The sequence below is a fragment of the Tenacibaculum sp. TB-53 genome (assembly GCF_059716285.2).
Map to the genome: position 1 here is coordinate 2,502,826 of NZ_CM202790.1, position 15,340 is coordinate 2,518,165.

The following is a 15,340-nucleotide window of genomic DNA, read 5'->3' on the forward strand; positions in this document are numbered from 1 at the left end:
TTATAAGTTTTTTAACGCCTGTTTTATAAGTTTTTCAACACTAGCATCAGGTGTTTCTTTTAATATATTCCCTATTACCTTGTCAGCTTGTTTTCGTGCAAACCCAAGAACTTCTAAAGCAGATAACGCTTCTTCTTTATTTGTATTGTTCTGTACCACAGAAACTTCATCTATATCAAAAGTTTTTAAGACTTTGTCTTTTAAATCAACAATAACTCGTTGTGCAGTTTTAGCTCCAATACCTTTAACCGTTTGAATTAATTTTACATCTCCAGAAGCTATTGCCTGTGAAACCTCTTGTGAAGTCATAGAAGACAACATGGTTCGTGCAGTACTTGGTCCTACTCCTGAAACCGAAGTTAGTAACCTAAAAACTTCTCGCTCTGTTTTTGTTGAAAATCCATACAACGTATGAGCATCTTCTCTAATGGATAAGTGTGTATATAACAACACATATTCATCGTTTGGTAATAATGAATATGTGTTTAAAGAAATATGCATTAAATATCCTACTCCATTGCAATCTACAACAGCGTATGTAGGATTTTTTTCCACAAGTTTTCCCCTTATTTGTGTTATCATCTAGCTATTTTTTTCTATTGGTCTAAAATAGAAAAAATTATCTTTTAAAAAAATTTCTCTTATCTTATTGAGAAACTTTGTTTTTTGCTTTCATTTCCTTGTTTTGAGCATCTACAACTGCTACTGCAGCCATATTTACCATTTCATCTACACTTGCCCCCAATTGCAAAATGTGTACTGGCTTACTCATTCCAAGTAAAATTGGTCCTATAGTTTCTACTTCATCAACAGCTTTCATTAACTTATAGGTAATATTAGCCGATTCTAAATTTGGAAAAATTAATACGTTTGCTCTTTTTCCATTTAGTTTAGAGAAAGGAAACTCTTTTGCTAATAGTTCTGGATTTAAAGCAAAATCTGCTTGCAACTCACCATCAACTACAACATTTGGATAATGACGGTGGATGTAAGAAACTGCTTCTCTAATCTTAGTTGAACTTTCAGATTTTGATGATCCAAAATTTGAAAATCCTAACATTGCAACGTTTGGTTTCATCCCAAACATTTTAGCCAACACAGATGTTAACTGTGTAATTTTAGCTAAATCTTTTGCTGTTGGATTGATATTAATTGTGGTATCTGCTAAGAACATAGGCCCTTGCTTCGTTAACATCATATTTGTTGCTGCAACTCTTGTTACTCCATGATCCTTTTCAATCAATTCTAACATTGGCTTCACCACAGACGGGTAAGGTCTTGAATACCCTGTAATCAACGCATCTGCTTCTCCTGAATTTACCATCATTGCTGCAAAATAGTTGCGTTCACGCATCCATTTTTGTGCCTCTAAAAACGTAACTCCTTTACGTTGTCTTGATTTCCAAAATATTTCAGCATATCGGTTTCTTCTTTCTTCTTCCTCATCTGTTTTAGGATCAATAATTGGCACATCAGCATCAAATCCTAACTCAGTTTTCAGTTCTAAAATAATTTCTCTTCTTCCTAATAAAATCGGTTTTCCAATTTTTTCTTCATAAACTCTCTGTGCTGCTTTTAAAACATCTAAATGATCTGCTTCAGCAAACACTAATCTCTTAGGATTCTTTTTAGCTCTGTTGTGTAATAAGCGTACTTCTTTACTTCCTGTTCCTGAACGATCCATCAACTCCTCTCTATACCTATCCCAATCATCGATAGGTTCTTGAGCAACTCCTGAGTCCATCGCTGCTTTTGCTATTGCTGGTGGAATTTCATAAATTAACCTTGGGTCAAATGGTTTGGGTATAATATATTCTTTTCCAAAAGAAAGGCTTACTTCATCATATACAATATTTACCTGTTCTGGCACTGATTGTTTTGCTAAATCTGCTAATGCGTGTACAGCAGCCATCTTCATTTCTTCGTTAATTTTTTTGGCGCGTACATCTAATGCTCCACGGAAAATAAAAGGAAAACCTAATACATTGTTCACCTGATTAGGGTGATCTGACCTTCCTGTTGCCATGATAATATCGTCTCTTGTCGCTATAGCTAAATCGTACTCAATTTCTGGTTCTGGATTTGCCATTGCAAAGACAATTGGGTTTTTCGCCATTGACAAAAGCATTTCAGGAGATACCACATTTCCTTTTGACAAACCAATAAACACGTCGGCATTTAACATTGCTTCCTCTAAAGTATTTACATCTTGATTTGTAGCAAATTCCGCTTTTTGTGATGTTAGATTATCTCTATCTTTTCTGATAACCCCTTTACTATCACACATAATTACGTTTTCACGACTCGCACCTAAGGCTAGATACAAACGCGTACATGATATTGCTGCGGCTCCTGCTCCGTTCACAACAATTTTTACATCCTTAATATTCTTTTCATTAATCTCTAATGCATTTTTTAAGGCTGCGGCTGAAATAATTGCTGTACCGTGCTGATCATCGTGCATTACAGGAATATCCAACTCCTCTTTTAATCTTCTTTCAATTTCAAAAGCTTCAGGAGCTTTAATATCTTCTAAATTAATTCCTCCAAAAGTAGGAGCTATAGCTTTTACTGTTTCAACAAATTTATCAACATCAGTAGCATCTACTTCAATATCAAAAACATCAATATCAGCAAAAATTTTAAAAAGTAATCCTTTTCCTTCCATTACTGGCTTGGATGCTTCAGGACCAATATTACCTAACCCTAAAACTGCTGTTCCGTTTGAAATAACAGCCACTAAATTGCTCTTTGAAGTATATTTATAAACGTTGTTTTTATCTTTCGCTATTTCTAAACAAGGTTCAGCAACACCTGGTGAATACGCTAATGATAAATCGTGTTGTGTTGCGTATTTTTTGGTAGGTACTACTGCTATTTTTCCTGGCTTCGGTTTGGCATGATAAAGTAAAGCTTCATGCCTTTTTCTAGAATCTCTCATAGGTTCGTTCTTGTTTGTTTGAACTTACAAATATACATTTTGTTTGTTAAGTAAAAGTAACTTGCTTACCTATAAAAGTTATATTATCTCATTAAACTCCTTTGGCTATTAACCCTAACTTTTGAGAATTATAAACATCATGAATAAAATTATTAAAAAATAATTAACAACCTGATAAAAGTCATATTTAGTCTTTCTTTTTCTTCTCAAATTTGCCCTAACCTTAAACCAATAGAAATGGAAACTACACAAAGACACATTATTAACGAAGAAGTACAATGGGATAAAACAAAAACCATTGTAAGCAAAACTGATGTTTACGGAACTATTTTATATGCTAACGATGTTTTTTCTAACACCTGTGAATACAGTACCATTGAGTTAGTTGGCGAACCTCATAATATTATCCGTCACCCAGATATGCCCAAGGTAGCTTTTAAAGTTTTATGGGACGCTCTTAAGAAAGGTGAAAACTTTCATGCAATTGTTAAAAACCTAACAAGAACCGGCAGATATTACTGGGTTATTACCGACTTTACCATTGATAAAGATGAAGAGGGTAAAATTGTAGGGTATACCGCTAGAAGGAAAGCCGTTCCTGATGGAGTTGTAAAAAAAATTGAACCTATATATAAAACACTTTTAGACATTGAAAAACTTAAAGGTGAAAAAGCTAGTGAAATGTATTTTGATGCCTACTTAAAAGAAGAAGTTGGTAAAACATATAATGAATTCGTAGTTGATTTGTTTAATGAAGAGCTTTCTAAAGAAGAAGCTGAAAAAATTAAGAATGAAACAAACCCTTTAAAGAAAGGATTAAATTGGTTTTTCTTTGGAGAAACAAACCCAACATAAATTTACTACCCCTAAATAATCCCTCTTAAAATGTTTTTTAAAAGGATTGAAACAATTGTTTCAATCCTTTTTTTTCACATTTACTCCTTATTGTTAGTTAATAATACAATTCTATTATCAAAAAATAAAAAACTAACATAATTCTATTATCATATAACTAATATTTTAGACCAAATAAAAATTACATTCTCTTACCGTAACTAAAAATCCTTTCAAAGCAAACTCCTACTTCAAAAACCTTATATTTGTTGATTATTTTTTGAGTAAACCACCCCGAATAACTATTAAAACAAAAAAAATGCACACAAACAATTCTCTTAGACCTTCTAAAGTTATAGATGAGGAAATAAAATGGGACAAATCAAAAACAATTATTAGTAAAACAGATCCTGCAGGGACTATTTTATATATGAACGATACCTTTGAAGAGGCTTCGGAGTATAATAAAGTAGAACTTATAGGAGAACCTCATAACGTTATTAGGCATCCTGACATGCCTAAGGTAGTCTTTAAAATATTATGGGATAACCTAAAGCAAGGAAATAATTTCCATGCTATTGTTAAAAACTTAACAAGAACAGGTAGGTACTACTGGGTTATTACTGATTTTGATGTAGAAAAAGATGATAACGGAAAAATCACTGGATATACTGGTAGGAGAAAATCTTTACCTGAAAACGTTATAAAAAAAATTGAACCTTTATACAAAACGCTATTAGAAATTGAAAAAGTTAAAGGTGAAAAAGCAAGTGAATTATATTTTAATTCTTTCTTACAAGAAGAGGTTAACGCATCTTATGAAGATTTTGTTGTAAAATTATTTGAAGGAGAAACTGTCAACGCAAAAGAAACAGAAAAACAAACTCCTGTAAAAGAAAGTGGAATGCTAAAAAAAGGACTTAATTGGTTTTTCTTTGGAGAGACGAATCCTAAATAATCTTTAAAACATAAATAAAACCGCTTTTCTAAGCGGTTTTATTATTTTATAAAGTCAATATTTCTTAATAACCCTGAAAACTTAGTACGCTTTACTGCCGATTTTTTAAACACTTTACTAAAGGTTTCTTGTGTTAACTCTTGCCAATCACGTTTTGTCATTTGCAGTAAGTTTTCTTGAGGCGTAAATAGACTTTCTTTGTGCGGTTGTGAAAAACGATTCCATGGGCATACATCTTGGCACACATCGCAACCAAACATCCAATCTTGCATTTCTCCTTTAAATCCTGACGGAATTGCATCCTTTAGCTCAATTGTTAAATATGAAATACATTTACTTCCATCAACTGTATTATTAGGCAAAATAGCTTGAGTTGGGCATGCATCAACACAACGAGTACAACTACCACAATGATCTGTTTTAAAAGGGTCGTCGTATTCGAGTTCTAAATCAATAATTAATTCCGCCAAAAAGAAAAACGACCCTTGTTGTTTTTGAATTAACAACGAGTGTTTCCCGTTCCAACCCAACCCTGACTTTTGCGCCCAAGCTCGTTCTAGCACAGGAGCAGAATCAACAAAACAGCGACCAGAAACCTCTCCAATTTCATCGTTAATTAACTGTAATAGTTCACGTAATTTATCTTTGATGATATGATGATAATCTTGTCCGTAAGCATATTTAGAAATCTTATAACTTCCTTCTTGCTGAACTTCCGAAGGGAAATAGTTATACGATAAAGAAATCACAGATTTTGCACCATCTACCAACAACCTTGGGTCTAAACGTTTATCAAAGTGATTTTCCATATAATGCATTTCACCGTGATATCCATTTTGCAACCATTGCTCTAAACGAGGTGCTTCTTCTTCTAAAAAATCAGCTTTTGCAATACCACAACCTAAAAAACCCAAGCGTTTTGCTTGTGCTTTTATAAAATTTGAGTATTGCTGTTTCTTATTCAAAATACATGGTTTTATCGCCACAAAATTACCAAAAGAAAAATTATAATTTTATTCACTTTCTATTTACAAATAAATGTTGAAATTTGTTCGTTAGTATTACATGACAAACTTTATTCATAATGAAAAAGATATATAAAATAGTATTAGGTATTATAGTTTTTTTCTTCATCCTTTTGGTTAGTATTCCCCTACTATTTCAAGATAAAGTGATGAACTTGGTAAAAACTACTATTAACAACAACGTAAACGCCAAAGTTGATTTTAGCGATTCTAGCTTAAGCCTACTTAGAAATTTCCCAAATGCATCAGTTCAATTATCTAACCTAACAGTTATTAACAACACTCCTTTTGAAGGTGATACTTTAGTATATGCTAAAGAAGTAAACTTAGCATTAAAACTTACAGAACTTTTTAAAGCTTCATCTGAGCAGCTAAACATTAAATCATTTACTATTGATGATGCTCTAGTAAACGTATTGGTTGATAAAAAAGGAAATGCTAACTACGATATTGCAAAACCTTCTGAGACAGAAGAGACAAAAAATGAAGAACCATCTACTTTTGGACTTTCCATTAATTCATATGCCATTAATAATGCTACGATAAAATACAATGATGAGCAAGGTAAACTAAACCTTGAACTAGCTGAGTTAAACCACAGTGGAAGTGGTGACTTTTCTCAATCTAATACAGAACTAGATACTCAAACATCTACTTTAGTTTCTTTTGGAATGGACGGTAATTCGTATGCAAAGAATCAAAAAATAGAGTTAGATGCTATTTTAGGAATGGACTTAACTAATATGAGGTTTTCTTTCTTAAAAAATGAAGCTAAACTAAATAGTCTTCCATTGGTTTTTGACGGTTTTGTTCAAGTTAACGAGAAAAACCAAGAGGTTGATATCAACTTCAAAACTCCGTCTTCTGACTTTAAAAACTTTTTAGGTTTAATTCCTGAAGCCTATACTAAAAGCATTGCTGGTGTAAGCACTACTGGTAACTTTAGTGTGAACGGAAAGGTAAACGGAATTATTGACGACAAACATATTCCGAAGTTAGATATTTCTATGAAGTCAAATAATGCTTCATTTAAATACCCTGATTTACCCAAAAGTGTTCAAAACATTAATATTGATGCACAAATAAAAAACACTACTGGTAAAACCGAAAATACGTTTGTTACTATTAATGGTCTTTCTTTTAAGATTGATCAGGATACTTTTTCTGGAAAAGGAAATATTTATAATCTAACTACCAATCCAAAGATAAATGCTAGTTTAAAAGGTGTTTTAAACCTTGCTAATATTAATAAAGCATATCCTATTGATTTAGAAAATGATTTGAGCGGAATTTTAAAGGCTGATTTGCATACGGAGTTCGACATGAAAGCGATTGAAAACAATACTTTAAGTCGTATTAAAAATAATGGAAAAATGGAGGTGAGCGACTTTATTTTTTCTTCAAAAGATGTTGTAAATCCACTTCATATTAAAAATACAGTGGTTAATTTTACACCTGGCACCATTACCTTAAGTAAGTTTGATGCTACCTCAGGAAAAAGTGATTTAAATGCTACAGGAACAATTAAAAACCTGTTAGGCTTTTTACTTTCTGACAAAAAACTACAAGGAAACTTCAAGCTAAACTCAAACAATTTTTATGTTAGCGATTTTATGCAAGAAAGCCCTGAAGCTATTGAAAAAAAAGAGGAAACATCTAAAAAAGACACACCTAAAGAGTCTTTAAAAATTCCTGCATTTTTAGACTGTGCCGTTTCTGCAAACGCTCAAACTGTATATTACGATAATTTGACTTTGAAAAATGTAAGAGGAACATTGCTTTTAAAAGACGAAAAAGCCATTTTACAAAACATGAATGCCGGTATTTTTAATGGTCAAATTGCTTTAAACGGAGAAGTTAATACACAGCAAAAGAAACCTACATTCGATATGAAGTTAGGCATTAAATCTTTGGACATTTCTCAATCATTTACTAGCTTAGACTTATTACAATCATTAAGCCCTATTGCCGGAGCTATGAATGGTAAATTAAATTCTGACATTGATTTAATGGGAAGTTTGAATGACGATTTTACTCCAAACCTTACCTCAATTTCTGGTAATGCTTTAGCTGAACTATTGACAACTAGCATTAACCCTGAAAAAACAAAAGCACTTAGTTTATTAAACAATAAATTGTCTTTTATTGATTTAAAAAAACTAGATTTATCTGATATTAAGACATATTTATCTTTTAAAGAAGGTAATGTAATTGTAAAACCATTTGATTTAAAGTATAAAGATATTGGTATTACTGTAGGAGGTAACCATCGATTTGATAAAACAATGAACTACAACGTTACACTTAATGTTCCTGCTAAATATTTAGGTAATGAAGCACAAGGATTACTTGCAAAATTAAGCGCGAAAGAACAACAAAACATAACAGTTCCTATAACTGCTAATATTACAGGTAACATGACAAGTCCTTCTGTAAAAACAGATTTATCTTCATCGGTTACTAAGTTAAGTCAGAAGTTGGTTCAGCAGCAAAAAGACAAGTTAGTAAACAACGCTATAGGTAGCTTATTAGGAAACAAAAAGAAGGATAGTACTAACACAACCAATAAAAAAGACGAAACGGTTAAAAAGGTAACAGACGTTTTAGGTGGTTTATTCGGAAAGAAGAAGAAACAACAAAAAGATACTGTTAAGTAATCTTTTGTAACATTATTTCTTTTTCATAGTCTTACATTATATATTAAGAGAACTTTGTAAGTTATTTAACACTTCTTAAATACAATTTACAAAGTTCTTCTTTTATGTTTGTCACCAACAACTAACTGACTATGAAAACCATAACTACATTTTTATTTTTAGCATTCTCTTCAATTGTTTTTTCTCAAATTACAGGAAAGGTTACCGATATTAAAAACCAACCTATCTCTTTTGTAAGTGTATATTTAGAAAATACTATTACAGGTGCTACAACCAACACAAACGGCAACTATGAATTAGCTTTTAACTCAACAGGGCAGCACACTCTAGTATTTCAAATGTTAGGTTATAAAACTGTTAAAAAAACAGTTGAAATTAACTCTTTTCCTTTTATCTTAAATATTGTTTTAGCTGAAGAAGAAGTTTCCTTAGATGAAGTCTTAGTATCTTCTAAAGAAAACCCTGCTAACAAAATTATTAGAAATGCTATTGCTAGTAAAGCAAAAAATACTGATAAATTTGCTGAGTATACTGCCGATTTTTATTCTCGTGGTTTATTTAAAGTAAAAGATTTACCGAAGAAGTTTTTAGGACAAGATATTGGTGACATGGGTGGTGGATTGGATTCTACTAGAACAGGCATCGTTTACCTGTCTGAAACCGTATCTAAAATCTCATTTCAAAAAAGACCTAAAAACTTTAAAGAGCATATTATAGCTTCAAAAGTTAGTGGACAAGACAACGGAATTAGTTTTAATCAAGCAGAAGAAGTAAATTTTAACTTCTATGAAAATTCTTTTGATTTAGCTGATGTTAAAGTTATTTCTCCTATTGCTAATGGTGCTTTTGGATACTACAACTATAAACTCACTGGTGTTTTTTATGATAAAAACGGAAAACTCATTAACAAAATTCAACTTTTACCAAAACGTAAAAACGATCGTGTTTTTAGTGGCTTCATCTATATAGTTGAAGATGATTGGGCTATTTATGGTGCCGATGTTATTGTCACTGGTGCACAAATAAGCCTACCAATTGTAGATTCACTACACATTAAACAAAACTATAATTTCTCTACTAAAAACAAAGCTTGGGTACCTGTTACTCAAACTATAGATTTTAAAGCTGGTTTATTTGGATTTCATTTTAATGGACGTTTTTCTGCTGCTTATTCTAACTATAATTTCAACCCTAACTTTACCGAAGATACTTTTGGTAACGAAGTACTTTCGTTTGCTGAAAATGCTACAGAAAAAGATTCGGTATATTGGAATGAAATTCGTCCCGTGACTTTAACTTCTGAAGAAATATCAGATTACAAATTAAAAGACAGCATAAAAACTATTCGAAAATCGAAGAAATATTTAGACTCTATAGACACTAAAAATAATAAGTTTAAACCGTTAGATATTCTTTCTGGGTACACTTACCGAGATTCTTACAACAAGTGGTCGTTAAGCACTTCTTCCCCCATTGAAAGCCTTAACTTTAATACGGTGCAAGGGTGGAATTCTTCTTTAGGTGTTAACTATCGAAAATCACTTAACAAAAAAGGAAAACGTTTTAGTATTGGGGCTAATGTTAATTATGGTTTTTCAGAGAAAAAAGTGCGTCCTACAGCCAACTTCAACTATCGTTGGAACAATACTACGCGACCAGTTTTAACAATTTCTGGAGGAATTGCCACACCACAATTCAACTCTAAACAACCCATTTCTAAATTTTGGAATACGATAAGTTCTGTTGGTTTTGAAAGAAACTATTTAAAAATTTATGAAAAGACATTTGCTAAAGCAACCTTTTCACAGGAAGTAACTAACGGAATACGCATGTTCTCTTCTTTAGAATTTGCAGACAGAAAGCCACTATTTAATACAACCGATTATGTAATGTTTCCGCAAGACGATGTAGACTACACTTCTAATAATCCGCAAGATCCTACAGATTTCTCTACAGGTTTTACGCCGCATCAAATGTGGACTTTTTCTTTAGGAGCAAACATTAGTTTTGGTCAAAAGTACTTATCATATCCTGATGGAAAATATAATATACCAAGTCGTAAGTATCCATCGCTATATATTGGTTATCAAAAAAACTTCGGGTCGGGAAATTCTGAATGGAATTCAGATGTGGTTTTTTCTCAATTGTATCAACAAATAAATTTAGGTAATTGGGGTGAATTTGCTTACAAAGCAAAGGGAGGTGTGTTTTTAGAGAAAAAAGACATTCCGTTTATAGATTATGCTCATTTTAATGGAAATCGCTTGTTAATAGCTCCAAAAGACAACTATTTGAACAACTTTTATATGCTTCCTTATTATAAACTAAGTTCTAATGATAAATATGCTGAACTTCATGGAGAATATAACTTTAAAGGAGCATTGTTAAGTAAGGTTCCTTTGTTAAATAAACTTAACTTTCATTTAGTTACTGGTGCTAAAGGATTATTTACAGCGGGCAACAAACCTTATTCTGAGTTTGCTATTGGTTTAGATAATGTTGGTATTGGAAAATGGCGCTTTTTACGTGTAGATTTTGCTCGCTCTTACTTTAATGGAAAATCTGAAAATAGAGTAGTTTTCGGTATAAAATTGTAGATTTGTTATATGAAAATAACTCTACTATTTTTCGGTATATCAACAGATTTAGTTGATAATTCTTCATTAGAAATTGAACTACCTAACAAAAGTACGGTTGCTAGTTTTAAAAAATTTCTTGTGGCAGAATTCCCTGAACTACAAAAAATGAGTTCGTATGCGGTAGCTATTAACGAAAGTTACGCTACTGACAACATACTAATAAAAGAGAATGATGTAATCGCTATTATTCCTCCAGTAAGTGGAGGATAATTATTTTCTTCCTAATAAAAGAAACTATTAAGCCTTAACCTTTTTTAAGTATTTTCCAACGAAAAATGTTCCGAAAGGTAGAATAGACAGTAAACAAACGATTCCGAAAGTTTTACCATTCCAATTTAGCTCGTACTTTAACATAATAGCTAATACAATATAGCCAACAAATAGTAATCCATGAGGCATACCAAGCATTTTAACATACTCTGGATTTCCTTGTAAATATTTAATTGGCACAGCAATAAAAAGTAATAAAATATAAGATATCCCTTCTAATAAACTTACTAATCTGAAAAAATTAATCATTTGGATTTTCACTTAAAAATTGGTTAGCAAAGATACTGAAATATTACGTCCTGCAGCTGAAACCCCTGAAGCAAATTCTTTATAATGTTCATCAAACAAATTAGACAACTGCGCTTGCAAAGCAATGTTTTTTGTGAACTGATATTTCCCATACAATCCAACAGTCATCCAACTAGGGCTTCCGTAGTATTTATCAATATCCTCAGTCGCACCTGCATTTACAATTGGTGTTTGTTCATGGTTATCAATACCCTCAGTTATATTATAATCTGAAATATCTTTTTTTGCATTAAAAACTAAGTTGGCTCCACCTTCTAACTTCTTGCTTACATAACTTACATCAAAACGACCAAATAATGGTGGAATAGACGACATTGGCTCGTTGGTATCATAAGTTTTTCCATACGTATAGGTAACAAATCCTGAAGTATTCCAATTTCTATGTAACTTTCCTTGATAACTAACTGTAGCACCCGTAACATAAGCTGTTCCTTTATTAACATTAGCTACAATAGCTCCGTCTTCTCCGTCATACTCAATAGTTGAACTTCCATTTAGTTCAAAATTTTCTCTGTAAATGTAATTATTCAACAAAGTGTAATACACATTTGCCCCAACCCTAAATTTTCTATTGTTAAAGTATTTTTGAGCTCCAATTTCAGCATTGTATGCATGTTCTGGTTTTAAACTTGTATTCGGTATAGTTACCTTACCGTTCTTCTCTCTTATTTTACCTACATCATCAATATTTGGTGATCTAAACCCAGAGGATAACACCGTGTTTAATTGCCAAGTTTTATTTGGCTTATATACATACCCTATCGTTGCTGTTAGCGATTGATTATCTAGCCTTATATCATTTTGAGGAATATCTATAAACGTTTCATCTAACCATTTTGCTTTCAATATTGTATTAGTGCCTCTAATTCCTGTATTTAATGTTGATTTACTATTAATGTCTTGACGATAATCTACATAAAAAGCTGAACTCAAGTAACTACTTCCTCCATCAGGGTATCGAGATTGTACAGTAAAGTCATTATCAAAACCAACAATTTTATTACCATTAACACGTAATGTTTTTCCGTAAGAGTTTGATGCTACATCATTGTAAGTAACTTCTACTCCATACCCTAAATTCCTTCTTTTAGCTAAGGGTATTGTAAAGTCTCCATTTAAACTAAAAACATCAACTTTTTCTTCTCTGTAAGACCTATCTAAGCTTCCAAACTTTCTTTGTATGCGACTTTCTTTTATATTTTGGTATGCTAAAGTAATAGTTCCATTATCCATCCATTTTTTCTTAGGATTTATAATTAACTGTGGAGATACTAACAAACGTTCTTGTGGACCATAATACCATTCAGCAAACTTTAAATTTCCATTTTTTAACTCTGTTAACTTATCAAAACGAGGAATGTTTGAAGAGGTTGAATACTGTAAGTTTAGTTTAAAGTCTGTGTTTTTTGAAAAAGGAACATAAAACTTTTGTAATACATCTGTTTGACTATAGCCTGTATTTCTTTGTAAGTTTTGATTAGAATTAACAACCGGTGTCTCGTTATAAAAAGTATTAGTATTGTTAGAGTAAAAAGGCAATTTACCCCAATTTTCAAAACCATGAGAACGGTTTTCTCCCATCTTTAAATCTCCAAAATTACTATGAGCTACACTTGTAAAAGACGCCCATTTTTTAAATCTTAATTCAGCAGAAGCTACATTAGTTATTTCATTGTTTGCTGAACTATATCTTAAAAATGTATTTCCTTTAATTTCACTTCCTTTTTCTGATAACTTCGGGGTTTTAGTATAGTAGTGAATTACACCACCTAATGCATCTGAACCATAAATTACTGATGACGGACCAAAAACAACCTCTGTTCTATCTAATAAGTTTGGAGCTACTGTAATTGAGTTTTGTAAGTGTCCTTTTCTATAAATTGCATTATTCATACGAACACCGTCAACCACCAAAAGAACTCGATTACTTTCCATTCCACGTAAAACAGGACTCCCTCCTCCAAATTGTGATTTTTGAACTTTAATTCCAGGTACACTCGCTAATAAATCTGCTGAAGTCTGTGGAGATAGTTTTTCTATTTCTTTTGAAGACACCACTGCTATTTGCTCTGCTATACGGTTGGTTTTTTCTCTGTTCTTAAAAACAGAAACAACTACCTCATCTAACTGTTCTGAGTTTTTTGATAAATATACGTGGTAATTATTCTTTTTTATTACAGATATTTTTTCTTGGTATCCAGCATAAGATACATGAGCAAACGTAAGCAATTCATTTTTTTTAAAATTAGAGACATCAATTTTACCTAATTCATTACTTATTGCAGATGTTGTTTTGTTTTTATTAAAAACTGCAACAGCTTCTACAGGTTTTCCTGTTTCAGCATCAATTACAGTAATAGTTTGAGAAAAGATTGTAACAGTTAAAAGTAAAAAAAATACAGTAATTATGTTTTTCATATTAATTAAACACGGTTTCTAAAACATCTAATGATTTAGGTTTTCTAAATCCTTCCAAATGTAATTCATAATATTGAACTATAATTCGGAGAATAATTTGTCTTTCTTTTTTTGAATAAGAAATTGAATTTATTGCATCAAAATTTATGCCTAATATACCTTTAAAAAGAAGTAATTTTTTTCCCGATAGAGTTAGCTTTTCATATTCCGTATCGGTAAAACCTCCTTCTAACAAATTAAATGCTGTTTTATCAATATTGGTTGTATCTGGATAAAAACCTAAATACCTAGATAAATTTAATAAAAATAGCAAATGAAAGTTTGCAACCTCATTATGTGTATCTAACCAAATTATAGAAGTTTCAATATAACTGTATAAAGGATTATTTTCTTCCTCTTCTTGTAGAATATATGATAACACTTCAGATAAAAATAATACAATTGTTTGCTTAACAACAGAAGTATAAATAGTTTCATAAGGATGAATCACTTGCACTTCTTTAATAGAATGCAATGAGCTTTTATTACTATGGTTTGCCGTAAGGTTTAGCTGTGTTAATGGTTGAAAGTGCGCAGGTTTTAACTTTCCTTTTTTTGATTTTAGCACTCCTTTTATCATGTACGATTTTACTCCTTCTTGTAAAGTAAAACATTTTACTATCAAACTAGTATCTCCATATTTAAGAGAGCTCAAAACAATGGCTTTTGTAGTAACTACTGCCATTTAACCAAGTTTAACTATTAAAATCATTAATCAAAGATATACCAATAATACCAACAAAAATAGTACATTCGTGTAAAATTGATTCCTTTAGTATGGCAACAGAGATAGAGCGAAAATTCTTGGTAAAATCTACAGACTTTAAACAAGAAGCTTTTCAAAAAAACTACATAAAACAAGGTTTTTTAAATTCAGATAAAAAAAGAGTAGTACGAGTTCGCTTAAAAGATAATACTGGTTTTTTAACTATCAAAGGGGCATCAAGTGCTAATGGAACTACTCGATTTGAATGGGAAAAAGAAATTGATAAGAAAGAAGCTGAGAGTCTTTTTGATTTATGTGAAAAAGGTAGTATTGAGAAATATAGATATTTAGTAAAAATTGACAATCATATTTTTGAAGTAGATGAATTTTTAGGGGATAATGATGGATTGCTTATTGCTGAAGTTGAGTTAGAAAATGAAAATGAAAGTTTTACAAAACCTGAGTGGTTAGGTAAGGAAGTTACTGGAGATGCTAAATACTATAATTCTAACCTAAGTAAATTACCGTATAAAAAATGGTAAAA

General features: G+C 31.5%; 12 protein-coding genes. 6 read left to right on the forward strand and 6 right to left on the reverse strand.

The window, feature by feature from the left end; translation table 11 throughout:
- Both ruvA and AC3VJB_RS11500 read right to left on the reverse strand, forming a co-directional pair.
- Complete coding sequence (gene ruvA, locus AC3VJB_RS11495; protein WP_047787902.1) at positions 1-582, reverse strand: Holliday junction branch migration protein RuvA; 582 nt, start codon at positions 580-582, stop codon at positions 1-3.
- Positions 583-646: 64 nt separating this feature from the next.
- Positions 647-2,941, reverse strand: coding sequence for an NADP-dependent malic enzyme (locus AC3VJB_RS11500; protein WP_159509195.1), 2,295 nt, complete (start codon positions 2,939-2,941; stop codon positions 647-649).
- A 237-nt stretch (positions 2,942-3,178) separates the two neighbouring features.
- On the opposite strand from AC3VJB_RS11500, the gene AC3VJB_RS11505 reads away from it, so the two are divergent.
- Both AC3VJB_RS11505 and AC3VJB_RS11510 read left to right on the forward strand, forming a co-directional pair.
- Complete coding sequence (locus AC3VJB_RS11505) at positions 3,179-3,796, forward strand: PAS domain-containing protein (protein ID WP_047787904.1); 618 nt, start codon at positions 3,179-3,181, stop codon at positions 3,794-3,796.
- A gap of 298 nt (positions 3,797-4,094) precedes the next feature.
- A complete protein-coding gene (locus tag AC3VJB_RS11510; protein WP_047788346.1) occupies positions 4,095-4,733 on the forward strand; it encodes a PAS domain-containing protein in 639 nt (212 codons plus the stop codon).
- A 41-nt stretch (positions 4,734-4,774) separates the two neighbouring features.
- On the opposite strand, the gene queG is transcribed toward AC3VJB_RS11510, so the two are convergent.
- The gene (queG, locus tag AC3VJB_RS11515) at positions 4,775-5,698 is read right to left on the reverse strand and encodes a tRNA epoxyqueuosine(34) reductase QueG (protein WP_497667166.1); all 924 of its coding nucleotides are present in this window, start codon (positions 5,696-5,698) and stop codon (positions 4,775-4,777) included.
- 119 nt (positions 5,699-5,817) lie between these two features.
- Here queG and AC3VJB_RS11520 point away from each other — a divergent pair, with 119 nt between their 5' ends.
- The 3 genes from AC3VJB_RS11520 (at position 5,818) to moaD (ending at position 11,264) form a co-directional block, all read left to right on the forward strand.
- Positions 5,818-8,415: an AsmA family protein gene (locus tag AC3VJB_RS11520; RefSeq protein ID WP_497667167.1), complete on the forward strand. Its 2,598-nt coding sequence runs from the start codon at positions 5,818-5,820 to the stop codon at positions 8,413-8,415.
- Positions 8,416-8,546: 131 nt separating this feature from the next.
- Positions 8,547-11,012, forward strand: a complete 2,466-nt coding sequence (locus tag AC3VJB_RS11525) for a DUF5686 and carboxypeptidase regulatory-like domain-containing protein (RefSeq protein WP_497667168.1) — start codon at positions 8,547-8,549, stop codon at positions 11,010-11,012.
- A 9-nt stretch (positions 11,013-11,021) separates the two neighbouring features.
- Entirely contained in the window at positions 11,022-11,264 is a 243-nt protein-coding gene (gene moaD / locus AC3VJB_RS11530; RefSeq protein WP_124587700.1) for a molybdopterin converting factor subunit 1, read from the forward strand.
- Positions 11,265-11,291: 27 nt separating this feature from the next.
- Here the strand turns inward: moaD and AC3VJB_RS11535 are convergent, their stop codons facing one another.
- The 3 genes from AC3VJB_RS11535 to recO are packed head-to-tail and all read right to left on the reverse strand — an operon-like array spanning position 11,292 to position 14,775.
- The gene (locus AC3VJB_RS11535) at positions 11,292-11,573 is read right to left on the reverse strand and encodes a DUF3817 domain-containing protein (protein ID WP_047787909.1); all 282 of its coding nucleotides are present in this window, start codon (positions 11,571-11,573) and stop codon (positions 11,292-11,294) included.
- Positions 11,574-11,585: 12 nt separating this feature from the next.
- A complete protein-coding gene (locus AC3VJB_RS11540; RefSeq protein ID WP_497667169.1) occupies positions 11,586-14,051 on the reverse strand; it encodes a TonB-dependent receptor in 2,466 nt (821 codons plus the stop codon).
- 1 nt (position 14,052) lies between these two features.
- Positions 14,053-14,775 carry a DNA repair protein RecO gene (gene recO / locus AC3VJB_RS11545; RefSeq protein ID WP_159611031.1) on the reverse strand — a complete coding sequence of 241 codons (723 nt, stop codon included), beginning with the start codon at positions 14,773-14,775 and terminating at the stop codon, positions 14,053-14,055.
- A gap of 92 nt (positions 14,776-14,867) precedes the next feature.
- On the opposite strand from recO, the gene AC3VJB_RS11550 reads away from it, so the two are divergent.
- On the forward strand, positions 14,868-15,338 hold the full coding sequence (locus tag AC3VJB_RS11550; protein ID WP_073182265.1) for a CYTH domain-containing protein: 471 nt from the start codon (positions 14,868-14,870) through the stop codon (positions 15,336-15,338).
- The last annotated feature ends 2 nt before the right edge of the window (positions 15,339-15,340 follow it).